The following is a 22,120-nucleotide window of genomic DNA, read 5'->3' on the forward strand; positions in this document are numbered from 1 at the left end:
ACTCGGCGGGAATCCATGCGCAGCAGAGGAAATGGATCCGGACGTTGACACCGGTCGGTAGCTGCCTCTACGTTCGACGACAGGTCACGAGTTCCGACGCAATGCCCTGGCACAGTCGGACGGCAACCCTCCAGTCGCGGCGGGGTGCTCCAGGTGAGGACCGGGCGATGCCGAGCAGGCATCGCAAGCGCGGCCCTCGAACCCGAGGGCCGGTGGTCGGTCCGATCGGTGAGGTGTCTCGTGGGAACTCGGATCGTGGGCACTCGGATCGCCGGAACTGGTGCGGCGGTGACGTGTAGTCGTTGGCAGCGTCGTCATGTCGATCTCTCGAGGGTGTCGAGCTCGCTCTGTTGTTGCTGAACCATCCGGCAACCAGACCTGAACCACCCTCCCGCAAGGACAGCGTCCATGACCCTCACCGCAGAACCCGCCACGTCCGAAACCGTCACCACACGCGGCGTTCCGGCCGAAATGGCCCGCCCCGTCTCCGACGTCGGGGGTGAACTCACCCTGGAGAATCTCCCCGGCCGCGACCTCGACGAGGCCGAGCTGCTGCAGCTGGCCGGCTCCATCGCCGCCGATCCCGGCCGATGGCGCAGACACGTCGCCTTCTCCGACGACAAGCGCCACTACGTCAGTCTCCACCGCGACATGCACGTCGACGTCTGGGTGCTGTGCTGGACCCCGCAGAACGACACGGGCTGGCACGATCACGATGTGTCCTCCGGCGCGGTGGCCGTCACGCAGGGCCGTCTGACCGAGCACAACCTGGCCATCGACACCCCGTCGCTGCAGACCGACATCGGCGCCGGCACGGTCTTCAGCTTCGGGCCCGACCACATCCACCGGTTGACCGGATCGGATGCCGGCACCGTATCGATCCACACGTACTCACCGCCGCTGTGGCGGATGGGCCAGTACGCGGTGGTGGACGGGATGTTGCGGCGACGGTCCATGTCCTACGCGGACGAACTGCGCCCGCTGGACGACATGGCCTGAGGAGCGTCGGTGGAACGCGTCCGAGGGGCACCCGTCTCGGGCGCACCGGCCGCGCCGGGACCAACGTAGGATCGGGACCCGTGGGATCGCCGTTACCCGGGACCGGGCCGCTCGTTCGTCCCTGCGCGCTCTGATGGGCGTCCTGCTCGAGGAGATCGCGCTCGTCGCACTGTTCATCGTCATCGGCGGCTGCTTCAACGCCGCCGAGATCTCGATGATCTCGCTGCGCGAGAGCCAGGTGCGCCAGTTGGCCGCCAATCACGGCGCCAGGGGCCGCCGGCTGGAGCGGCTGGTCTCGGATCCCAACCGTTTCCTCGCGGCGGTGCAGATCGGGGTAACGGTGGCGACGATGCTGTCGTCCGCCTTCGGCGCCGCGACGGTCTCCGAACGCGTCGCCAGGTGGTTGGTCGACATCGGGTTCGATCCGGGCGCCTCGACGCCGGTCGCCCTGATCGGCGTCACCCTGATCATCTCCTTCTTCTCGCTGGTGCTGGGCGAGCTCACGCCCAAACGCCTTGCCCTGCAACGACGTGAGGCGATCGCGCTGTCCGCATCCGCGCCCCTGTCGGTGTTGGCGCGGCTGTTCCGGCCGGCCGTCTGGCTCCTCGGCCGGTCCACCGACGTGATGGTGCGGTTGCTCGGCGGCGACCCGAAGGCCTCCGGTGACGAGATCACCGCCGAGGAACTGCAGTCGTTGGTGGCCGCGCACGAGTCGTTGACCTCGGTGGAGCGCCGGATGATCGCGGACGTCTTCGACGCGGAGGACACCCACGTCCGTCAGGTGATGGTGCCGCGCCCGGAGGTCGACTTCCTGCCCGCCTCGCTGACCATCTCCCGGGCGGCCCGGCTGGCGCTGGCCCACCCGCACTCACGTTTCCCGGTGATCGGCCGCGACGCCGACGAGGTGGTGGGCGTCGTGCACATCCGCGAGTTGCTGGTCCCGACGCATCCACTGGGCCGGGCCGCCACCGTCGCCGACATCGCCACGCCCGTCGCGGTGGTACCGGGCACCAAGGGGGTGCTGGACGCGCTGCACGAGATGCGCAGCGCCGGCCAGCATCTGGCCGTCGTGGTCGACGAGTACGGCGGGACCGACGGCATCGTCACGATCGAGGACCTGGTCGAGGAGATCGTCGGGGAGATGACCTCGGCGGTCAACGGGAACGGCTCCGCGCCGGTCCTGCCCGCCGCGAAGGCCGGTGAGGTCGACGGCCTGCTGAACCTGGACGACTTCCGCGAGGCGACCGGGCTGGATCTGCCTCCCGGGCCGTACAGCACGGCCGCCGGCTACCTGATGTCCAGGCTCGGGAGGTTGCCACAGGAGGGTGATGCAGTCCTCGCGGGGGGCCGGACCCTGACGGTGGCGACGATGGACGCCCGGCGCATCGCCCGGATCACCGTGGGTACCGCGACCGCTCTGCCGCGGCCGACCGATGCGATGGCGCACCCGGTGGCCTGACGACCTCCTCCGGCAGTGAAAGGATCGTCCCCATGGCTTCTTCCACTCCTTCTCCCGAGTCCCCTGCAGCGGTCAAGGCACGCCCACGGGTGCTGTCCGGCATCCAGCCGACCGCTGATTCCTTCCACGTCGGCAACTACCTGGGGGCACTGAAGCAGTGGGTGGCCATGCAGGACACCCACGAGACCTTTTACTCCGTCGTGGATCTGCATGCGATCACGGTCGAGCAGGACCCGGGGCAGCTGCGGCAGCGGACCCGTATCGCGGCCGCCCAGCTGCTCGCGCTGGGCATCGACCCGGAGCGTTCGACCCTGTTCGTCCAGTCCCAGGTCCCCGCCCACACGCAGCTGTCCTGGGTCCTCGAGTGCCTGACCGGGTTCGGCGAGGCCGGCCGGATGACGCAGTTCAAGGACAAGTCCGGCAGGGGCGGGGCCGATCACACCAGCGTCGGATTGTTCACCTATCCGATCCTGCAGGCCGCCGACATCCTGGCCTACCAGGCCGACGCCGTGCCGGTCGGCGAGGACCAGCGCCAGCACCTGGAGCTGACGCGAAACCTGGCGCAGCGATTCAACTCCCGGTTCGGCCGGACGTTGACGGTGCCGGAGCCGTACATCCTGAAGGCCACCGCCAAGATCTACGACCTCAGCCAGCCCACCGCCAAGATGAGCAAGTCCTCGCCCGGCGGGTCCCTGGATCTGCTCGCCGACGTCAAGGCGTCGGTGAAGAAGATCAAGTCCGCGGTCACCGACACCGAACGCGAGATCCGCTACGACGAGCAGGCGAAGCCGGGCGTCAGCAATCTGCTGTCGCTGCTCTCGGTTTTCACCGGTACGCCCATCGCGGAGCTCGAGGTGGGTTACCAGGGCAAGGGCTACGGCGATCTGAAGGGTGACTTCGCGACCGTCTGGGCCGACTTCGTGACGCCCCTGCAGGCGTCGGTGGCCGGGTATCTCGCCGATCCGGCCGCGTTGGACCGGATCCTGACCCTCGGTGCCGCGCGCGCGACCGAGGTCGCGTCGGCGACGGTCGCGGAGGTCTACGAGAAGGTCGGCTTCCTGTCCTGAGGGTCGTTGATCATCGGGGTGACGGTTGAAGGCAGGTCCGGACGGGCACAGGCTCTTCGAATCCGCGGTTCGCCAGACGGGCCGGCAGGCTGGTGTGGAGAACCGTTCCCGGAACTCACCTCGGTACGCCCGCCGACCTGGGAGGCAGTCTTGGCCACCGCAGTTGATCTTCGCAAGCAGGAAACGGGCACCGGAAAACAGGCGTCCCGGCCCGGGAAGCAGCAGCGCAGCGGCAGTCTGTCTCCGATCCAGCGACTCGTGCTGCTGGTCAAGGTGCTCCTGCGCCGACCTGGCGTGAAGCACCTGACCAGGGCGGCCGGCCGGTTCCTCGAGCGGCTCGGTCCGCAGTTCGCGGGCGCGATCACGTACTTCTCCTTCCTGGCACTCGTCCCGATCCTGATGGTGTCGTTCTCGATCGCCGGATTCGTCCTCGACTCCCGTCCTGACCTGCTGCAGCAACTCCAGGCCAAGGTGGCCGCCCAGGTACCGGGGGGTCTGTCCGCGACGATCTCCCAGGCGATCGACCATGCCGTGCAGTCCAGATACTCGGTGTTGAGCATCGGCCTGGTCATCGCGCTGTACTCCGGGATCGGCTGGATCGGCAATGTCCGCGCGGCCGTGCAGGCGCAGTGGCGCCGGGACTTCGACGACGACCAGGAGATCGCCGGCGAGAGCCTGGGCAAGAACCTGCTGCGGAACCTGGGGATGCTCGTCGGCCTCGGCCTCGCGCTGGTGCTCTCGATCGCGCTGTCCTCGGTCGGCAACTCGCTGGCGGGCGTGATCCTGGGTGCTCTGGGACTGAGCAACATCGGGTGGCTCCACCCGCTGGTCGTCGTGGTGTCCCTGGTACTGGCGATCGTCGCCGACGTGCTGATCTTCCTCTGGGTCTACTCGGTGCTCCCGCCCAAGGACATGAAAGCCCCCAGGCCCGCGCTGCTCAAGGGTGCGATCGCGGCCGCGGTCATCTTCGAGGTGCTGAAATTTCTGCTGACCAACGTGCTGGCCGGTCTGGTGGCCGGTGGGGCGTCGGCCGCCGTCTTCGGCCCGATCATCGGCCTGCTCGCCTTCTTCAACCTGGCCGCGACCCTGGTGCTGTTCGTCGCCGCCTGGATCGCCACCAGCGACGGCATGGCGGCGGTCACCGAACCGGAGCCTGAACCGGTGCCGGAGCCCGCGGTGGTCGTGCACGAGGTCGTCTCCACCCCGAAGGTGGCAGGTCTGCTCGGCGTCGGGGCGATCCTCGGCTTCGGATGGTCGCTCAGCCGCCGGCGCCGTTGACCATCCAACTGCTGCCCGCGGCGTCGTCGTTCGCCGGGGTGGCCATCGCATCTGATCAGGATCATCTGGTCTACGCCGCCGCCGATCTCCAGGCGGCGGTGGTGCAGTTCGAGGCCGTCACCGGGATCCGGCCGGCCGAGGGAGGGCGTCATCCCGGCCGAGGTACCCGCAACTATCTGGTGGGTCTAGGGCCGAGCAGCTATCTCGAGATCATCGGACCGGACCTGGAACATCCGATTCCGGACGGGGCCGGAATGCCGTTCGGAATCGACCGGCTCGACGGTGCGCTCTTGCTGACCTGGGCCGTGCATCCGCCCGACATCATCGTTGCGGCAAGGTCTTCAGCAGAACACGGCGCCGCTCTCGGGGACCCGTTGTGGATGAATCGGCAGACACCGACCGGCCGGCAACTGACGTGGCGGATCGCGTCCGCGATACCCCTGCCGTTCTCCGGCGTCACGCCGTTCCTGATCGATTGGGCCTACTCCGTGCATCCGGCGGCGGACCCGGATCTACCCGCGGCCCGACTCGTGAGCCTGACCGCCACGCATCCTGATCCGGCCGGGGCACTCGAGGTGCTGGAGGCCCTTGGCCTCGCGCTGCCGGTGACCGCCGGCCCGGTGGGGCTGACGGCCATCCTGGAAACCCCTCGCGGCTTCGTCGCCCTCCATCGAGCGGATACTCGAGTCGGGCAAACGGGACGAAAATCGCCCATAGGTATCCGCTCGACGCGGCGCGCGATGCAGGGAAGAGCGCTCAGATCCGGCGGAACATCAGGGCGCGCTTGACCTCCTGGATCGCCTTCGTCACCTGGATGCCACGGGGGCAGGCGTCGGTGCAGTTGAAGGTGGTCCGGCAGCGCCAGACGCCCTCGGCGTCGGACAGGATCTCCAGACGCTCCTGCGAGGCCTGGTCGCGGGAGTCGAAGATGAACCGGTGCGCCGCCACGATCGCGGCCGGGCCCACGTAGGCGTCCTCTGACCAGTACACCGGGCACGAGGTGGTGCAGCACGCGCACAGGATGCACTTGGTGGTGTCGTCGAACCGGTCCCGATCGGACTGGGACTGGATCCACTCCCGGCTCGGCTCGTTCCCGTGCGTGATCATGAACGGCTTGACCGCACGGAACGCCTCGAAGAACGGCTCCATGTCGACGATCAGGTCCTTCTCCAGCGGGAGGCCCTTGATCGGCTCGATGGTCACCTCGGCGTTCTTCGCGGTGACGATGTCCTTGACCAACACCTTGCACCCCAGCCGGTTTCGGCCGTTGATGCGCATGGCGTCCGAACCGCAGATGCCGTGCGCACACGACCGGCGGAAGGTCAGTGATCCGTCGATGTACCACTTGATGTAGTGCAGCAGGTTGAGGATCCGGTCGGTCGGCAGCGCCGGAACCCGGTACGACTCCTTGTGCGGGGCGTCGTCCAGTTCCGGGTTGTACCGCTGGATGTGCACCGTGACCATGATCGCGCCCTCGGGCACGGGTGGCAACGGTCCGGGATGGCCGGCCTCGGGGGCGAGGCCGACATCTCCGACGGTGACAGTCATCAGTACTTACGCTCCATGGGCTGGTAACGGGTCATCACGACGGGCTTGTAGTCGAGACGGATGTCGGTCCCTTCGAGGCCCTCGTCCGGCGAGGGCATCTTGTACGCCATCGTGTGCCGCATCCAGTTGGTGTCGTCGCGGGTGGGGTAGTCCTCGCGCGCGTGGCCGCCACGGGACTCCTTGCGGTTCAGCGCACCGACCACCATCACCTCGGCCAGATCCAGCAGGAAGCCCAGCTCGACGGCCTCGAGGAGGTCGGTGTTGTAGCGCTTGCCCTTGTCGTGCACCGAGACCTGCTTGAAGCGCTCCTTGAGTCCCATCACGTCGGTCAGCGCCGTCTTGAGGGTCTGCTCGGTGCGGTACACGGCGGCATTGGCGTCCATGGTGGCCTGCAGGGCGATCCGGAGGTCGGCGACCCGCTCGAAACCGGCGGAGGCCAGCAGGTTGCCGACCATCCCCTCGACGTAGGCCGCCGGGGAAGCGTGCTCCTCGGTCGCGTCGTGCACGAATTCGGTCGAGTTCGCGTACGCCGCGGCGGCAATGCCGGCCCGCTTGCCGAAGACGTTGATGTCCAGCAGCGAGTTGGTGCCCAGCCGGTTCGAGCCGTGCACCGAGACGCAGGCGCACTCACCGGCCGCGTACATACCCGGGACGACGTGGGTGTTGTCGCGCAACACTTCTCCGTGCACGTTGGTCGGAATCCCGCCCATCGCGTAGTGCGCGGTGGGGAACACCGGTACCGGTTCGGTGACCGGGTCGACGCCCAGGTAGGTGCGGGCGAACTCGGTGATGTCCGGGAGCTTGGTCTCGAGCACCTCGGCGCCCAGGTGGGTGCAGTCCAGGAGCACGTAGTCCTTGGCCGGACCGGCGCCCCGCCCTTCCAGCACCTCCATCACCATCGAGCGCGCGACGATGTCCCGGGGCGCGAGATCCTTGATGGTGGGCGCATAACGCTCCATGAATCGCTCGCCGGAGGCGTTCCGCAGGATGGCTCCCTCACCGCGTGCACCCTCGGTCAGCAGGATGCCCAGCCCCGCCAGCCCGGTCGGGTGGAACTGGTAGAACTCCATGTCCTCGAGCGGAAGTCCCTTGCGCAGCACGACTCCCATGCCGTCACCGGTGAGGGTGTGCGCGTTCGACGTGGTCTTGAAGACCTTGCCGGCGCCGCCGGTGGCGAACACCACGGCCTTGGCGTGGAAGACGTGGATCTCGCCGGTGGCCAGTTCGTAGGCGACGGCACCGGTACACACCTGCCCGTCCGGGGTGTCGGTCAGCATGACGTCCAGGACGTAGAACTCGTTGAAGAACTCCACACCCTGCTTGACGCAGTTCTGGTAGAGCGTCTGCAGGATCATGTGGCCGGTGCGGTCAGCGGCGTAGCAGGCCCGACGGACGGCGGCCTCGCCGTGGTTGCGGGTGTGCCCGCCGAAGCGCCGCTGGTCGATCCGGCCTTCCGGGGTCCGGTTGAACGGCAGCCCCATCTTCTCCAGGTCCAGCACCGCGTCGATGGCTTCCTTGCACATGATCTCGGCGGCATCCTGGTCGACCAGGTAGTCGCCGCCCTTGACCGTGTCGAAGGTGTGCCACTCCCAGTTGTCGTCCTCGACGTTGGCGAGCGCGGCACACATGCCGCCCTGCGCCGCACCGGTGTGCGAACGGGTGGGGTAGAGCTTGGTCAGGACCGCGGTCCTGGCCTTCTGGGTCGATTCGATGGCGGCGCGCATGCCGGCGCCGCCGGCACCGACGATGACCACGTCATAGCGATGGAATTGCATGGCAATGCTCCCTGTCAGCCGGTCATGGTCGGGTCGAAGGTGAAGATCACGAAGGTGCCGACCCCGAGCGTCAGGATGACGGACGCGGTCAGCAGGATCGTCAGGACGAAGCGGGTGCCGTCCTTGCGCGAGTAGTCGTTGATGATGGTGCGGAGCCCGTTGGCCCCGTGCAGTTCGGCGAGCCAGAGCATGGTGAGGTCCCAGAGCTGCCAGAACGGTGACGCCCAGCGGCCGGCGACGAAGCCCCAGTTGATCCGGTGCACTCCGCCGTCCAGCACGTTCATGATCATCAGGTGCCCGAGGACGAGCACCACCAGCACGATGCCGGAGAGCCGCATGAACATCCAGGAGTACATCTCGAAATTGGAGCGGCGGCCGGCGACGCGCTTCTTCGGAGCACGCGGCGCCTCGATGCCACGGGTGGCGGGCGGATCGTAGGCGGCGGTCATGAGGCGTGTCCGAACGTCTTCTCCACGGTGTACTGCAGCATGAAGTAGACGGTCGGGATCATCACGACGATCCAGGTCCCGACGACGATCCACAGCATCTTGCGCTGGTACCGGGGTCCGCGGGCCCAGAAGTCCACCAGCATGATCCGGATGCCGTTGAGCGAGTGGTAGAGCACCGCACCGACCAGGCCCGCCTCGAGCAGGTTGACGAACGGGTTCTTGTAGGTCTCGATCACCTTGTCGTAGGACTCGGGGGAGACCCGTACGAGCGCGGTATCCAGCACGTGCGCGAACAGGAAGAAGAAGGTCAGGACGCCGGTGATGCGGTGGGCGACCCAGGACCACATCCCCTCGGCTCCCCGGTAGAAGGAGCCGCGGCGGGGCTTGGGGATACTGCTGCCTCCAGGCCGGAGGGCGGTGGATGAGGACATGTGGTTGTTGTGACCTCCGGGTAGGCCCGCCGTCGACGGCAGTGTCGGATGGGAGATGAACGTGCGAAGGCCAGGAGCGCAAGCACTGACCGCCTGACCGATGCTAACCCCGGCTTCACGGCACCAGCCACCGGGCGCGATGTGACCCTCTTGACACACCGCGTTCATCCGCGGACAACCCGGCACCGTTTCACTCGTGTCCAGGACACGTTCGGACAGCCCGGAAAGGGGCCGTCCGGATGATCTTGCTGCAGGGCCACGTCGTGTGATGCCGGTGGGACGCAGTATTTCCGGCCGTGAACCCTTTTGGAGCACGATTCGGTCACGGACGTGCTCGCGGGGTCGCGGCTGCGCACGGTCACCGGTAGCGTCCCTCGCTTGGGCCCGTCGGCGTTGACGCCTTATTGCATAGCCTGTCCCCGCCCGGGGACGGGCAGGACACCAAAAGGGAGAACACGTGCTTCGCGCTCGTCACCTCACACTGATCGCCGGGGTCGCTGCGGCCGCCCTCGTGCTGAGTGCCTGTAGTTCCACCAGCTCGACCACCGCCGCGCCGTCCTCCAGCGCCGCGCCGTCCTCCAGCGCCGCGACCTCCGGGCCGGCCACCTCGGCCGCGGCCCCCGCTGCCGACCTGTTCCCGGCGATGACCGGTGATCCCACCACCGTCAAGCTGGGCATGGCCTACGACGGGCCGAAGGGTGACCGGTCCTTCACCGACTCCGCCGCCCGCGGTGTCACCGCCGCCACCGGCAAGGGCGTCAAGCTCGTCGCCGAACTCGCCGCGACGGTGGGCGAGGCGGACCAGAAGAAGGTCGACCGCCTGAGCCAGCTGGTGGATCAGGGTGCCAACACCATCATCGCCGTCGGCTTCGACTACGCGACCGCGATGGGCACGGTGGCCAAGGCCAATCCGAAGGTCCACTTCGCCATCGTCGACGACAACTCCCTGGCCAAGGTGGCGAACGTCGCCTCGCTGACCTTCGCCGCAGAGCAGAGCTCGTTCCTGGTCGGTGTCGCCGCCGCCCTGAAGTCCAAGAGCGCCCACGTCGGCTTCATCGGGGGCGTCAACACCCCGCTCATCCAGACCTTCCAGGCCGGGTTCGACGCCGGTGCGAAGGCGGGCAAGGCCAGCATCAAGATCGACGACAAGTACATCACCGAGCCGCCGGACTTCAGCGGCTTCAACGCTCCCGACAAGGGCGAGACCATCGCCAAGGGCATGTACGGCGGCGGCGCCGACGTCGTCTACTCGGCCGCGGGCGGTAGCGGCAACGGCGTGTTCAAGGCGGCCCTGGCCGGCGGAAAGCTCGCCATCGGGGTCGACTCGGACCAGTACCTGCTGACGACGGCCAGTGCCGGGCAGGCCACCATCATGACCTCGGCGGTCAAGAACGTCGACGTCGCGGTCTACAACATGATCGCCTCGGTCGCCGCAGGCAAGCCGCTGGCCGGCGTGCAGGTCTACGACCTGAAGAACGGTGGCGTCGGGTACTCCACCTCCGGTGGTGCGATCGACGACATCAAGGCTCAGCTCGAGGACTACAAGGCCAAGATCATCGCCGGCACCATCACCGTTCCGACGACGCTCAAGTAGGTCTCGCCGCACGAAGTTCCACTTCGGTGCACCAGTCCCACAGGGTCCGGTGACGTCGCTGTCACAGCGGCGTCACCGGGCCCTGATCCGTTCGGCGATCATGTTCTATTCTCGGGCCACCCTCGCGCCCGGGCGAGCGGGTCCTGGCCGGTCCGGCGGAGCACACCGCGGCAACGCACAACGCAGGCAGGAGCACGAGTGAGCACAGCGACCGACCTGGTGGAGACGGTGCGGACACCGGCTGTCCGGCTGACCGGGATCACCAAGCGGTACCCGGGTGTCGTCGCCAACTCCGATATCAATCTGAGCGTCCGCCGGGCGAGCGTGCACGCGCTGGTCGGGGAGAACGGTGCGGGCAAGTCGACCCTGATGAAGACGCTCTTCGGGTTGCACCAGCCGGACGAGGGCACCATCGAGGTCGACGGCCGGGTCTGCTCGTTCCACTCACCGGCCGACGCCATCTCGGCCGGGATCGGCATGGTCCACCAGCACTTCATGCTGGCCGACAACCTGACCGTGTGGGAGAACGTCGTGCTCGGCTCCGAGCCGGTCTCCGGTGGCCGCCTGGACGGGGCCAGGGCGCGCGCCGACATCAGCGAGATCGGGCGCCGGTACGGGCTCTACGTCGACCCGAAGGCCCTCGTCGAGGAACTCGGGGTCGGCGCGCGGCAACGGGTGGAGATCATCAAGGTGCTCTACCGCGGCGCGAAGATCCTGATCCTGGACGAGCCGACCGCCGTGCTCGTACCGCAGGAGGTCGACGAGCTGTTCGGCAACCTGGCCGGGCTCAAGGCCGAGGGCCTCACCATCATCTTCATCTCCCACAAGCTCGACGAGGTGCGCGCCATCGCCGACGAGATCACCGTGATCCGCCGTGGTACCACCGTCGGAACCGCCGATCCCCGGTCGGTCACCAACCGCCAGCTGGCCGAGATGATGGTCGGGTCGGCGCTGCCGGTGCCAGAGCTCCGCGAGTCGACCGTCACCGATCAGGTGATGCTCCGGCTGGCCGGCGTCCGGGTGACCAGCGCCGAGGGTCGCGACGTGCTGACCGACATCGACCTGACGATCCACGCCGGGGAGGTGCTCGGTATCGCCGGCGTCGAGGGCAACGGCCAGGCCGAGCTGGTGGACGCGATCATGGGGATCACGCCCATCGCGGAGGGCACGGTCTCGCTGGACAGCATCGACATCACCGCCCTGTCCACCCTCAAACGGCGCGAGGCGGGGATCGGTTTCATCTCCGAGGACCGGCACCGACAGGGCCTGACCCTGCTCGCCTCCCTGTGGGAGAACCGGGCGCTCGGTTTCCAGACCAGACGGCCGGTGGCCAAGGGGATCTTCCTGGACCGCGCCGCCACCAAGGCCGACACCCGTCGCATCGTGCAGGAGTTCGACGTCCGGACGCCGGGCATCGACGTGCTGGCGGCCGCGCTCTCGGGCGGTAACCAGCAGAAGCTCATCGTCGGCCGCGAGATGAGCGGGAATCCGGTGCTGCTGATCGCCTCCCACCCCACCCGCGGCGTCGACGTCGGGGCCCAGGCCGCCATCTGGGAGCAGCTCCGCAAGGCCAGGGCCGCCGGCCTCGCCGTCCTTCTCATCTCCGCCGATCTGGAGGAACTCATCGGTATGTCGGACACCCTCACCGTCATCCTGCGCGGCCGGCTCGTCGGCAGGTTCGAGCCGAGAGACGTGACACCGGAGATCCTCGGGATCGCCATGACCGGCGGCCACGAGGCCGACCCGACCGAAACCCCGGAGGCCTGAGGTGGCCATCTCCGGGAGGAAGATCGCGCTCGGGGCTGCCGGTCCGCTCGGAGCGTTGGTCGTCGCGGTGATCATCTCGGCGGTCATCCTGTTGCTCACCGGGCACCACCCGCTGGACGCCTTCAGTGCCATGGGTGACGCCTTCGGGAAGTCCCGGGTGCTGATCGGCACCGTCAACCTGGCGGCGTCGTACTACCTGGCGGCGGTCGCGGTCGCGATCGGCTTCAAGATGAATCTGCTGAACATCGGCGTCGACGGTCAGTACCGGCTCGCGGCGATGATGGCGGCGTCGCTGGCCGGGGCCAGTTTCATGAACTCGCTCCCCTCGGTCGTGCGCATCGTCCTGACGATCGCCGCCGCCATGGTCGTCGGTGCGTTCTGGGCCGGGATCGCGGTGTGGCTCAGGGTGAGTCGCGGGGTCAGCGAGGTGATCAGCACCATCATGCTGAACGCCATCGCGACGGCGGTGGTGGCCTACCTGCTGAGCCCGGGCCGGCTCGCGGTACAGGCGGGCAACAACATCGGCACGGCGGTCATCCCGCCCGCCGGTCTGGTCCCGACCATCGCGGTCTCCGGCTCGATCACTCCGATCTACACCCTGACGCTGCTGGCCGTGGTGGTCGGCATCCTGTACGCATTCCTGTTGAACCGCACCATCTTCGGCTTCTCGATCAAGGCCACGGGGATGAACCCGGCGGCCGCGATCGCGAGCGGGATCAGCGCCAAGAAGATGGCCGTCTCGGCGATGCTGATCTCCGGCGCCGTCGCCGGGCTGGTCGGGATCCCCGAGTTGCTCAACGGCCCGGCGGCCCAGTACTCGATCAACTTCCCGGCCGGGCTGGGATTCACCGGCATCGCGATCGCGCTGCTGGGTCGCAACCACCCGGTCGGCATCGTCTTCGCCGCGCTGCTCTGGTCCGCACTGGACAGCTCGGCCAACGCCCTGCAGGGCGTCGGCGTCCCGAACCAACTGGTCACCATCATGCAGGGCACCATCCTGCTGTCCGTCGTGATCGCGTACGAGATCGTCCGGCGGTACGGGGTGGTGCTGGAGCAACGAGAGGTCGCCCGGGCCCTGGCCACGGCGCAGAAGCAGGCGGTGGCAGCATGACGGTGGAGGACGCTCCCATCACGCGCCCGGTGGTCGGGGCCAGGAGCCGAACCATCACCCCGGCGATCCGGCTCGGTCTGGTCTTCGCCGGTCTGCTGGTGATCTCGCTGGTGCGCACCGTCACCGGCGCGACGAACCTCGACTCGGTCGGCGCCATCCAGTCGGCCATCATCGCAGCCGTACCCATTGCGATGGCCGGTCTTTCGGGTCTGTGGTCCGAACGCGCCGGGGTGGTCAACATCGGCCTCGAGGGCATGATGATCCTCGGCACCTTCGGAGCCGGCTGGGCCGGATATCAGTGGGGGCCGTGGGCCGGTGTCGGGTTCGGCGTCATCTGCGGAGTGTTGGGCGGCCTGCTGCTCGGGTTGGCCGCGATCACCTTCGGGGTGGACCACATCATCGCCGGTGTCGCCATCTCCATCGTCGCGCCGGGCCTGACGTTGTTCCTCTCGCAGCTGCTGTTCGCCAACGCACCGGGTGGCGGTGATCAGCAGTCCCCGCCGGTCGGCGACGTCTTCAAGATCACCGTTCCCGGCCTGTCCGACTGGCTGAACACGTTGCAGGGCAAGGGCTGGTTCCTGGTCTCCGATCTGGCCGGCCTGCTCGGGGGGTCGTTGACGCAACTCTCGATCCTGACCGTACTGGCCGCTCTGCTGATCGCCGGATCGGGATTCATCCTGTGGCGCACCAGGTTCGGGCTGCGCCTCCGGTCCGTGGGCGAGGCCCCGTACGCAGCGGAGTCGCTGGGCGTCAACGTGGTGCGCTACAAGTACTACGGCGTCATGATCTCCGGCGCGATGTCCGGCTTCGCCGGTGCGTTCCTGGTGATCGGGCAGAACTACATCAACGGTCAGACCGCCGGCCGCGGCTTCATCGGTCTCGCATCGCTGATCTTCGGCAACTGGCGTCCGGGTGGGATGGCCGCCGGCGCCCTGCTCTTCGGCTACACCGACGGGGTCCGGCTGTTCGACACCGACGGCACCGCCATGCGCGCGTTCCTGCTGCTGGTGACGGTGGCGCTGGTGCTGGTCGCCGTCCTGCAGTTCCGGCGGGGTCAGCGCGCGGTCAGCGCGGTCGCGCTGCTCATCGCGGCGCTGTCGCTGCTGTGGTTCCTGACCACCACCTCGCTCCCCGGCCAACTGGTCACGGCCGCGCCCTACGCGATCACCCTGCTGGTGATGGGGCTTGCCTCCCAACGGCTCCGGCCACCGAAAGCAGACGGCCTCACCTACCGGAAAGGCGGCGCGTGATGTCCGCCGATTTCGACTGGGAGGCGTTGCGCGCGTTGGCCGTCGAGGCGGCCCACCTGGCCTACTGCCCGTACTCGGGGTTGCAGGTCGGGGTGGCGGCCGTGGTCGACGACGGACGGATCATCACCGGGTGCAACGTCGAGAACGCCTCCTACGGGCTCGGTCTGTGCGCGGAGTGCTCGTTGGTCGGCCAACTACGGCTGACCGGCGGTGGCCGTCTGGTCGCGCTGGCCTGCCGGTCCGGCGCGGGTGACCTGCTGATGCCCTGCGGCCGTTGCCGTCAGGTGATCTACGAGTTCGGCGGCCCGGAGTTGTTGGTGGACACGCCCTCCGGCATCCAGCCGATGTCCTGGGTGCTCCCGGATGCGTTCGGACCGGAGCACCTACCGGCGTGACGTCTCTGGGTGCGGTTGCTCTTTTCGACGGCGTCTCCGACGTCGGCGTCCGGTCCCTGTCCTGGTCCGGCGACAGGATCGTCGGGGTCGGTGAACCTTCCGGCCGGGCCGAGTTCTCCGTCATTCCCGGCCTGGTCGACACGCACGTCCACCTCCTGGGTTACGCCGGCGGCCGCGCCAACGCGAAGGGCTTCGACACCTTCACCTGGCCACTGGTGACGATTCGCGAGGAACAAACCCTGCACGCCACGGCCAATGCGCAGCGCGCGATGCGGATGGGCGTCACGACGCTGCGCGATCTCGGGGCAGATGAGTCCCAGGCGGCCATGTCCCGCGTCTTCGACGCCGGGATCCTGCCCGGACCCAGGCTTCTGGCCTCCGGACCGGTCGGGATGAGCGCCGGGCACCTGGATCTGTTCACGCCGCGCGCGGTCGCCGACCGCCCGCCGGTCGCCGACTCGCCCGATGCCTGCCGGGCGCTGGTGAGACGGTGGGCTCGTGCCGGCCTGACCGGGATCAAGACCTACACCAGCGGCGGCGTGCTCTCGATGGGCGACAAGGTGTCCTGGCGCAACCACACCCGCGCCGAGATCGCCGCGACGGTCGACGAGGCCCACGCCCTTGGCATGCTGGTCGCTTGTCACACCCACTCGGAGGAAGGCATCCAGATCGCCCTCGACGAGGGCATGGACTCGATCGAGCACGGCACCGGCATGACGTCCGCGCAGGCTCTGGTGCTGGCCGAGCGGGGTATCCCGGTGGCGCCCACCCTGCTGATCAACGACATGATCGCCCGGGCCGAGGTCCCGGTTTCCGCGGAGGCGCAATCCATTGCCGCGGCGCTGGTCTCGGCGCGCGACGAGTTGCTCCGCGCGGCCGCGGACGCCGGCGTCCGGTTCGTCCTCGGCACGGATGCCAACGGCTACTTCCTGGAGTTCGGCGATCAGTGGCGCGAGTTGGTCCGGATGGTCGAGGTGCTCGGCTACTCGCCGGCCCGGGCTCTGCAGGCGGCCACCTCGGACGCCGCCGCCGCCGTGGGGTTGGGTGGTTCGGTCGGGCGGATCGCGGACGGCTTCGGCGCGGACTTTCTCGTCATGCGGGGACGTCCGTGGGAGGACGTGTCACTCCTGTCGGCCGACAACATCGTCGCGGTCGTCTGCCGTGGGCAGGTCGTGGCCGGGGTCCTGCCGGGCTGATCGCCGGGCCATCAGCGACGACTTCGACCTGGAGTTGGGGTGAGACAAGACCCCGACACGCTGGGCCGGTGGGTCTCCGATCGCCGTCATTTGTCGTCGACGGCGGTGAGATCCGCCTGTCTGATCCAGTGGCCGGGCGTCATCCGGTCATCGTGGCGCCGGTGGCGGTCAGCGCGAAGGCCGGGGCCGACCAGTAGTCGGCGAGTGGCCGGACCTCGACGTCCTGAAATCCGGCGGCCTGGAATTCTTCCCGCCATTTCTCCGCGGGCTGCTCCCAGTTGGTCCTGGCCTCGTCGGCCGAGAGTTGACCGAGCAGCACCGGCATCAGGAACCCCTGCGCCACCAGGTCTGTGGTGTCGTCGTACTCGCTCAGACCGCGTTCGTACCGGGTGGCCAGGTCGCGGAGGTGCTTCTTGCTCCCGGGCCTCTCGTCGGCCACGTCGAAATCGACGACGAGCAACCGATCCACGCGCGGGGCCAACGCCCGCAACGCCACCAGCCGTTCCGTCGGCTCGATCGATTGGAGCGCGAAGGTCGACTGGGCCAGGTGCCAGCGCTGCGCGGGCGGGGCGGTCTTGAGGAAGTCCGTCAGGCCCATCTGCCAACCGGTGATCTTCAGCGGCAGCCCGGCCGCCTGGACGGCGCCGACGCAGTGCTCGAGCAGATCCGCACCGGGCTCGACGAGTTCGACGGCTGATGGTGCCGCATCCCCGGCCATCTGCAGCGCCGGGACGAGCGCGTGGCCGTTGCCGCAGCCGACGTCCAGCAGCGCGGCCGCGCCGGGGTAGGCCGAGGCCAGGACCGCGCTGGTCCGGCGGTAGAGGTCCACGTTGCCGCCGCCGGCGATGAACGCCTCGAACGCGGCCGGTCGGTCGTAGACGTCGTGGCGGTGGGAGGTCCGGAGGTAGGTCGACAGGGCGATTCCCAGTAGCGACCCGGAGTCGGCCGCCTTGTCGGCGTACTCCTGCGCCTCCTCGAGGTCGCCGGCGGCCGCAGCGGTCAGGCTCCTGACGTCCAGGTCGATGACCCTGTCGTCAACGGGTTGCTCGGTCACGTCTGTCCTTCGCCGTCGGTGTGCGTGGGGTGATGCTGGGTACGCGCTGGTGGTGCTGGGAAACTGGGCCGGTTGCTGTCGTCCGCACTGATCACACGCGAGGATATTTCAGATGACCCGGAACGAGTCGGCATCACCCCCCGACATTGCCGTCGACCTGGCGATCACCAACGTCACCGCTCTCCTGCACGACGAAGCGGGCGCGGTCCGGTTCCTACCCGGTGCAACGATTCTCGTCCGCGACGGGTTGATCGTCTCGGCTTCGGCGGACCGATTCACCGGGTCCTCGACGCAGCAGATCGACGGCCGGGGCCAGGTCGCGATGCCGGGTCTGATCAACTGCCACTCGCACTCGCCGATGGTGATGTTCCGCGGGGCTGCGGAGGACGTCAGCTCCTCGGACTGGTTCAACAAGAAGATCTGGCCGATGGAGGTCAACCTCACCGAATCCGATGTCACGCTGGGCACCCGGCTGGCCTGTGCGGAGATGATCGCCAGTGGCACGACCACCTTCGCCGACCACTACTTCATGATGGACGCGATCGCCGATGTGGTCGCCGAGACCGGCCTGCGGGCGAACCTCGGCTGGACCTTCTTCTCGTCGGAGGGTGCGGCGGGCTTCGATCGTGGTCTGGCGTTCGCGTTGGAGCGCAACGGGTCTGCCGCGGGCCGGATCACCACCTCGCTGGCCCCGCACGCCGACTACACGGTGAACGACGACGACCTCCGACGGACTGCCGCCGCCGGTCTCGAGCACGACCTGCTGGTCCACATCCACGCCGCCGAGAGTCGCATCCAGACCAGACAGACCCGCGCGCTCCGGGGCATCAGCCCGATCCAGGTGCTCGAGGAGACCGGCATCCTCGCCGGCCGGACGTTGATCGCCCACGGGAAGGGCATCGTTCCGGAGGATCTGCCGCTGCTGGCCGCGGCACGGGGTCGGGTCGGGGTGGGCAGCGCGCCCAAGGGCTATCTGAAGGTGGGGGAGGAGACCACGCCCATCCGCGGTCTGGTGTCGGCCGGAGTGGCGGTGGGGCTGGCGACCGACGGGGCCGCGTCGAACAACACCCTGGACGTCTGGGAGTCGATGATGATGACGTCGCTCGTGCAGAAGTACGTGGAGCAGGACGAACTGTGGATGACGGCGCGTCAGGTGCTCGGCATCGCCACGCTCGGCAGTGCAGCGGCGATCGGACTGGCCGGGGTGGTCGGCTCGCTGGCTCCCGGGCACCAGGCCGACATCATCCTGATCGACCTCTCCGGCCCGCACACCCGGCCCGTCCACGACCTCGCGGCCACCCTGGTCTACAGCGCGAGGTCCGCCGACATCTCCACCTCGATCGTCGCGGGCACGGTGTTGATGGCCGACCGCTCGCTGCTGACGGTGGACGTGCCCGCGGTGATGCGGGAACTCGACCCGAGGCTGGCCGAACTGACCGACATCAGCCACGGCAAGTCAATCCAGGGCTATGGATTCTGAACGTTCTGAACGTTCTGAACGTTCTGACCGGATTACGGATCCTGGACCGGGAGGGTCAGTAGAAAGGCATTGACCAGTTCGATCGCCTCGTCGGCCAGTCGGTCCATCAGGGTGGCACCCAGTGCGGCGGTGGCCGGTCTCGGGTCACCGAAAACCCCTGAGCGGGAGAGCTTGTCGAGTCCGGTGAGGACGGCGGGAAAGGTGGGCGGATACACCGGGTACTCGGCCACCGCCAACTCCATCCGCACGTCCTCCGGTCGCAGATGCAGCACGAGAGAGGTCTCGAATTCCTCCGCATGGTAGAGGCCGAGCCCGGCGGGCGCGGTGGTGCACAGTTCGGCGGCGATCTCGGCCATGCCCGGGTAGTTCACCACGAGCACGCCTATTCCGAGCTGCTCGCTGATCTCGCGGGCGGCCTGGCGCAGCGGTGCCTGGTTGCCGAAATCGCCGTTGACGACGACGAATCCGCGGGCACCCTGCGCGGCCAGGGCTGCGGCGATGTCCTTCGCGATGGCGCGCACCGTGTCGAAGGAGAGCGTGATGGTCCCGGGAAAGGCTGCGTTGTCGGAGGTCTGGCCGTAGTTGATCGGCGGCAGCAGGATCCCGCCGACCTCGTCCGCGATGCGGCGGGCCAGCCCGTCGGCCATGATCGTGTCGGTCGCCAGTGGGAGGTGCGGTCCGTGTTGCTCCAGCGCACCGAACGGCAGGATGGGGATCGCACCCGCCGCGAGTTGCGCGCCGAAGTCGGGGGAGCTGGATCTGGCCGCTTCGTGAGATGTCATCCGGTGCCCGCGCTCAAGGCGGCAGCGATGGCGACCCGGGACATGGCTGCGAAGCACTCCTCGCGCTCCTTCGCCGTCATCGACTCCTGACGGCCCAGATGGTCGGTGACGGTCAGGAGCGTCAGTGCCTCGGCTCCTTCGGCGGCGGCGACCGCGTAGAGGGCGGCCGCCTCCATCTCGATCGCCAGGGTCCCGTGCGCCACCAGTGCCTCGGTGGTCTCGGTGCGGCTGAAATAGAAGTGATCGGCCGAGAAGACCGGCCCCACCCGCATCTGCAGGTCGGCGTTCTTCGCGGCGGCGACTGCGGCGACCAGCAGCTCGAAGGACGGCGCGTGGCTCATCGTCACGCCGGGGATGCGGGCCGAGGCCATCGCCGAATCGGTGTGGGCCGCAGAGGCGGCGATCACGTCACCGAGCCGGATGTTCTCCTGCATTCCTCCGGCGGTACCGACCCGGATGATCCGCCGGACCCCGAAGAACCGGTACAGCTCGGTTGCGTAGATGGTGATCGACGGGCTGCCCATCCCGGAGGCCATCACCGAGACCGGCTGCCCGTCAACGGTTCCCGTGAAGCCGAGGATCCCGCGCACGTCGTTGACCAGTCGTGGTGCGTCGAAGAGCGTCTCGGCGATCAGCCTCGCGCGCCTCGGGTCGCCCGGCATCAGCACCGCCGTCGCGAAATCGCCCGGAGCTGCGTCGATGTGCGGGGTGGCCATGGGTTGTCCTCCGGTGTGCGTGGGTCCGGTACGGGTGACCGGCTCGCCGGCGGTCCACCGATCGAGCTGCGGTCTGACGGCCCTTGGTGTCCGGCCCTGTGGTGGTGGTGGGTCCAGGCTATCGACCCGGGCCCGGCGGTCAGCTCGCGCACCGGGGAATCGCCGGCCGACGCTCCGAGGTCAGGCTGCACGAACCTGGAAGTGGCGCGTCCGGGCGGCCCCGACCGCCTTCGCCGATACTGGACCTTCCGCGCGGGGCGCACCCGTCGTCGATGATCTACGAGGAGTTGCATGCCTGTGTTCGCCGCCGTCGATGTGATCGCCGCCAAGCGTGATCGCCACGTCCTGACCGATGAGCAGATCGACTGGACCATCGCCGGCTACACGGCGGGCGACATCGCCGAGGAGCAGATGTCCGCGTTGCTGATGGCGATCCTGTTGAACGGGATGACGGCCAGCGAGATCGCCCGCTGGACGGCGGCGATGATCGGATCCGGGATTCGGCTGGATCTATCCGGCGTCGGCCGGCCCACCGTCGACAAGCACTCGACCGGCGGTGTGGGGGACAAGATCTCGCTACCGCTGGCGCCCCTGGTTGCCGCGTGCGGCGCGGCCGTTCCCCAGCTGTCCGGCCGCGGGTTGGGTCACACCGGAGGCACGCTGGACAAGATGGAGTCCATCAGCGGCTGGAATGCGTTGCTCTCGCCCGAGCAGATGATCCGGCAGCTCACCCAGGTCGGAGCGGTGATCTGCGCAGCCTCGGCCGACCTCGCCCCGGCCGACCGCAAGCTCTACGCCCTGCGTGACGTCACCGCGACGGTCGAGTCGATTCCGATGATCGCCGCGTCCATCATGAGCAAGAAGATCGCCGAGGGCACAGACGCGTTGGTGCTCGACGTCAAGGTCGGGTCCGGTGCGTTCATGAAGTCACCGGTGCAGGCCGCGGAGTTGGCCCGGACGATGGTGGAACTCGGTGCAGCGCATGGTGTCCGGGCCTCTGCCCTGCTGACCGATATGTCCACGCCGCTGGGGGTGGCGGTCGGCAACGCCATGGAGGTGGCCGAGTCGCTGCAGGTGCTGGCCGGTGGAGGCCCTCCCGATGTCGTCGAGCTGACTCTCGCGCTGGCCCGCGAGATGGTGTCGCTGGCCGGGATGGACGTGGACCCCGCAGCGGTGTTGGCCTCGGGCGCCGCGATGGACTCCTGGCGGGCCATGGTCGCGGCGCAGGGCGGCGACCCGGATTCCCCGCTGCCGGTGCCACGCGAGCGACACGTCGTGACGGCATCCACGTCGGGAGTGGTGTCCTCGTTGGATGCCTTCGCCGTCGGCACCGCGTCGTGGCGGCTCGGAGCCGGTCGGGCTCGCAAGGAGGATCCGGTGCAGGCCGCGGCCGGTATCCTGTGCCTGGTCAAGCCGGGTGACGAGGTGATCCTGGGTCAACCGTTGTTCGAACTGCACACCGATACCCCGGAGCGGTTCGAGCCTGCCCTCGCCGATCTGGCCGGGGCCCTGGAGATCGCGCCCGCCGACACCCGGGTCGAACGACGTCCCCTGATCATCGATGTGGTGCGCTGACGGGTTGATCTGGATCTGCCGCCCGGTCGATCTCCGTCGCCGCGGCGCGGCGCGGCGCCGTCATTCCATCCGGCCACCAGTCCAGGCTCCGCAGGAAGGTGGTCGGTGGTCGGTGGTCGGTGGTCGGTGGTCGGTCGGAGGCGCCGACCCGGGCTCCGGCGTCACGTGCCCGTACCTGTGTCTGTGTTGGTGTC

General features: G+C 68.4%; 21 protein-coding genes and 1 riboswitch. Of the genes, 14 read left to right on the forward strand and 7 right to left on the reverse strand.

Annotated elements, in window-relative coordinates; translation table 11 throughout:
• The first annotated feature begins 82 nt into the window (after positions 1 to 82).
• Positions 83 to 196, forward strand: a riboswitch (SAM riboswitch).
• Positions 197 to 288: 92 nt separating this feature from the next.
• The 6 genes from H7F38_RS26640 to H7F38_RS10715 all read left to right on the forward strand — a co-directional run bounded on the left by H7F38_RS26640 (position 289) and on the right by H7F38_RS10715 (position 5,591).
• Positions 289 to 360: a putative leader peptide gene (locus H7F38_RS26640; RefSeq protein ID WP_370531360.1), complete on the forward strand. Its 72-nt coding sequence runs from the start codon at positions 289 to 291 to the stop codon at positions 358 to 360.
• 48 nt (positions 361 to 408) lie between these two features.
• On the forward strand, positions 409 to 999 hold the full coding sequence (locus H7F38_RS10695) for a cysteine dioxygenase family protein (RefSeq protein ID WP_222618587.1): 591 nt from the start codon (positions 409 to 411) through the stop codon (positions 997 to 999).
• A 133-nt stretch (positions 1,000 to 1,132) separates the two neighbouring features.
• On the forward strand, positions 1,133 to 2,458 hold the full coding sequence (locus H7F38_RS10700; protein ID WP_187094032.1) for a hemolysin family protein: 1,326 nt from the start codon (positions 1,133 to 1,135) through the stop codon (positions 2,456 to 2,458).
• A 32-nt stretch (positions 2,459 to 2,490) separates the two neighbouring features.
• On the forward strand, positions 2,491 to 3,525 hold the full coding sequence (gene trpS, locus H7F38_RS10705) for a tryptophan--tRNA ligase (RefSeq protein WP_187094033.1): 1,035 nt from the start codon (positions 2,491 to 2,493) through the stop codon (positions 3,523 to 3,525).
• A 150-nt stretch (positions 3,526 to 3,675) separates the two neighbouring features.
• The gene (locus H7F38_RS10710; protein WP_187094034.1) at positions 3,676 to 4,803 is read left to right on the forward strand and encodes a YhjD/YihY/BrkB family envelope integrity protein; all 1,128 of its coding nucleotides are present in this window, start codon (positions 3,676 to 3,678) and stop codon (positions 4,801 to 4,803) included.
• Entirely contained in the window at positions 4,776 to 5,591 is an 816-nt protein-coding gene (locus H7F38_RS10715; protein WP_187094035.1) for a VOC family protein, read from the forward strand. The genes H7F38_RS10710 and H7F38_RS10715 overlap by 28 nt, the downstream gene beginning before the upstream one ends.
• Here the strand turns inward: H7F38_RS10715 and H7F38_RS10720 are convergent.
• Genes H7F38_RS10720 through sdhC form a run of 4 tightly spaced genes read right to left on the reverse strand, consistent with a single transcriptional unit; the run spans position 5,560 to position 9,006 of the window.
• On the reverse strand, positions 5,560 to 6,351 hold the full coding sequence (locus H7F38_RS10720) for a succinate dehydrogenase iron-sulfur subunit (RefSeq protein ID WP_187094036.1): 792 nt from the start codon (positions 6,349 to 6,351) through the stop codon (positions 5,560 to 5,562). The genes H7F38_RS10715 and H7F38_RS10720 overlap by 32 nt on opposite strands.
• Positions 6,351 to 8,126: a succinate dehydrogenase flavoprotein subunit gene (gene sdhA, locus H7F38_RS10725; RefSeq protein WP_187094037.1), complete on the reverse strand. Its 1,776-nt coding sequence runs from the start codon at positions 8,124 to 8,126 to the stop codon at positions 6,351 to 6,353. The genes H7F38_RS10720 and sdhA overlap by 1 nt, the downstream gene beginning before the upstream one ends.
• Positions 8,127 to 8,140: 14 nt before the next feature.
• Positions 8,141 to 8,575, reverse strand: coding sequence for a succinate dehydrogenase hydrophobic membrane anchor subunit (locus H7F38_RS10730; protein ID WP_187094038.1), 435 nt, complete (start codon positions 8,573 to 8,575; stop codon positions 8,141 to 8,143).
• Positions 8,572 to 9,006, reverse strand: coding sequence for a succinate dehydrogenase, cytochrome b556 subunit (gene sdhC / locus H7F38_RS10735; protein WP_187094039.1), 435 nt, complete (start codon positions 9,004 to 9,006; stop codon positions 8,572 to 8,574). Before sdhC ends, H7F38_RS10730 begins: the two co-directional genes overlap by 4 nt.
• A 457-nt stretch (positions 9,007 to 9,463) precedes the next feature.
• Here sdhC and H7F38_RS10740 point away from each other — a divergent pair, with 457 nt between their 5' ends.
• The 6 genes from H7F38_RS10740 to H7F38_RS10765 all read left to right on the forward strand — a co-directional run bounded on the left by H7F38_RS10740 (position 9,464) and on the right by H7F38_RS10765 (position 16,319).
• The gene (locus tag H7F38_RS10740) at positions 9,464 to 10,600 is read left to right on the forward strand and encodes a BMP family protein (protein ID WP_187094040.1); all 1,137 of its coding nucleotides are present in this window, start codon (positions 9,464 to 9,466) and stop codon (positions 10,598 to 10,600) included.
• 198 nt (positions 10,601 to 10,798) lie between these two features.
• The gene (locus H7F38_RS10745; protein WP_187094041.1) at positions 10,799 to 12,367 is read left to right on the forward strand and encodes an ABC transporter ATP-binding protein; all 1,569 of its coding nucleotides are present in this window, start codon (positions 10,799 to 10,801) and stop codon (positions 12,365 to 12,367) included.
• A gap of 1 nt (position 12,368) precedes the next feature.
• On the forward strand, positions 12,369 to 13,478 hold the full coding sequence (locus tag H7F38_RS10750) for an ABC transporter permease (protein WP_187094042.1): 1,110 nt from the start codon (positions 12,369 to 12,371) through the stop codon (positions 13,476 to 13,478).
• Positions 13,475 to 14,728: an ABC transporter permease gene (locus tag H7F38_RS10755; protein WP_187094043.1), complete on the forward strand. Its 1,254-nt coding sequence runs from the start codon at positions 13,475 to 13,477 to the stop codon at positions 14,726 to 14,728. Before H7F38_RS10750 ends, H7F38_RS10755 begins: the two co-directional genes overlap by 4 nt.
• Positions 14,728 to 15,123, forward strand: coding sequence for a cytidine deaminase (locus H7F38_RS10760; protein WP_187094044.1), 396 nt, complete (start codon positions 14,728 to 14,730; stop codon positions 15,121 to 15,123). The genes H7F38_RS10755 and H7F38_RS10760 overlap by 1 nt, the downstream gene beginning before the upstream one ends.
• Positions 15,120 to 16,319 (forward strand): amidohydrolase family protein, encoded by a 1,200-nt coding sequence (locus H7F38_RS10765; RefSeq protein ID WP_187094045.1) that lies wholly within the window; start codon positions 15,120 to 15,122, stop codon positions 16,317 to 16,319. Before H7F38_RS10760 ends, H7F38_RS10765 begins: the two co-directional genes overlap by 4 nt.
• A gap of 139 nt (positions 16,320 to 16,458) precedes the next feature.
• On the opposite strand, the gene H7F38_RS10770 is transcribed toward H7F38_RS10765, so the two are convergent.
• Positions 16,459 to 17,373: a hypothetical protein gene (locus H7F38_RS10770; protein WP_222618588.1), complete on the reverse strand. Its 915-nt coding sequence runs from the start codon at positions 17,371 to 17,373 to the stop codon at positions 16,459 to 16,461.
• A gap of 112 nt (positions 17,374 to 17,485) precedes the next feature.
• On the opposite strand from H7F38_RS10770, the gene H7F38_RS10775 reads away from it, so the two are divergent.
• Complete coding sequence (locus H7F38_RS10775; protein ID WP_187094046.1) at positions 17,486 to 18,853, forward strand: amidohydrolase; 1,368 nt, start codon at positions 17,486 to 17,488, stop codon at positions 18,851 to 18,853.
• A gap of 32 nt (positions 18,854 to 18,885) precedes the next feature.
• Here the strand turns inward: H7F38_RS10775 and H7F38_RS10780 are convergent, their stop codons facing one another.
• On the reverse strand, positions 18,886 to 19,635 hold the full coding sequence (locus H7F38_RS10780; RefSeq protein WP_187094047.1) for a creatininase family protein: 750 nt from the start codon (positions 19,633 to 19,635) through the stop codon (positions 18,886 to 18,888).
• Positions 19,632 to 20,351, reverse strand: a complete 720-nt coding sequence (gene deoD / locus H7F38_RS10785; RefSeq protein ID WP_187094048.1) for a purine-nucleoside phosphorylase — start codon at positions 20,349 to 20,351, stop codon at positions 19,632 to 19,634. Before deoD ends, H7F38_RS10780 begins: the two co-directional genes overlap by 4 nt.
• A 291-nt stretch (positions 20,352 to 20,642) precedes the next feature.
• Here deoD and H7F38_RS10790 point away from each other — a divergent pair, with 291 nt between their 5' ends.
• The gene (locus tag H7F38_RS10790) at positions 20,643 to 21,926 is read left to right on the forward strand and encodes a thymidine phosphorylase (protein WP_187094049.1); all 1,284 of its coding nucleotides are present in this window, start codon (positions 20,643 to 20,645) and stop codon (positions 21,924 to 21,926) included.
• The last annotated feature ends 194 nt before the right edge of the window (positions 21,927 to 22,120 follow it).

The sequence above is a fragment of the Nakamurella sp. PAMC28650 genome (assembly GCF_014303395.1).
Taxonomy (GTDB): Bacteria; Actinomycetota; Actinomycetes; order Mycobacteriales; family Nakamurellaceae; genus Nakamurella.

What these genes read in the sequence shown, in the direction of transcription:
- H7F38_RS10715 (WP_187094035.1), top strand. Translation starts at nt 4,776, where the DNA reads ATGGTCGCTCAGCCGCCGGCGCCGTTGACCATCCAACTGCTGCCCGCG.
- H7F38_RS10790 (WP_187094049.1), top strand. Translation starts at nt 20,643, where the DNA reads ATGCCTGTGTTCGCCGCCGTCGATGTGATCGCCGCCAAGCGTGATCGC.
- H7F38_RS10720 (WP_187094036.1), bottom strand. Translation starts at nt 6,351, where the DNA reads ATGACTGTCACCGTCGGAGATGTCGGCCTCGCCCCCGAGGCCGGCCAT.
- trpS (WP_187094033.1), top strand. Translation starts at nt 2,491, where the DNA reads ATGGCTTCTTCCACTCCTTCTCCCGAGTCCCCTGCAGCGGTCAAGGCA.
- H7F38_RS10730 (WP_187094038.1), bottom strand. Translation starts at nt 8,575, where the DNA reads ATGACCGCCGCCTACGATCCGCCCGCCACCCGTGGCATCGAGGCGCCG.
- H7F38_RS10775 (WP_187094046.1), top strand. Translation starts at nt 17,486, where the DNA reads ATGACCCGGAACGAGTCGGCATCACCCCCCGACATTGCCGTCGACCTG.
- deoD (WP_187094048.1), bottom strand. Translation starts at nt 20,351, where the DNA reads ATGGCCACCCCGCACATCGACGCAGCTCCGGGCGATTTCGCGACGGCG.
- sdhC (WP_187094039.1), bottom strand. Translation starts at nt 9,006, where the DNA reads ATGTCCTCATCCACCGCCCTCCGGCCTGGAGGCAGCAGTATCCCCAAG.
- H7F38_RS10780 (WP_187094047.1), bottom strand. Translation starts at nt 19,635, where the DNA reads ATGACATCTCACGAAGCGGCCAGATCCAGCTCCCCCGACTTCGGCGCG.
- H7F38_RS10755 (WP_187094043.1), top strand. Translation starts at nt 13,475, where the DNA reads ATGACGGTGGAGGACGCTCCCATCACGCGCCCGGTGGTCGGGGCCAGG.
- H7F38_RS10695 (WP_222618587.1), top strand. Translation starts at nt 409, where the DNA reads ATGACCCTCACCGCAGAACCCGCCACGTCCGAAACCGTCACCACACGC.
- sdhA (WP_187094037.1), bottom strand. Translation starts at nt 8,126, where the DNA reads ATGCAATTCCATCGCTATGACGTGGTCATCGTCGGTGCCGGCGGCGCC.
- H7F38_RS10760 (WP_187094044.1), top strand. Translation starts at nt 14,728, where the DNA reads ATGTCCGCCGATTTCGACTGGGAGGCGTTGCGCGCGTTGGCCGTCGAG.
- H7F38_RS10700 (WP_187094032.1), top strand. Translation starts at nt 1,133, where the DNA reads ATGGGCGTCCTGCTCGAGGAGATCGCGCTCGTCGCACTGTTCATCGTC.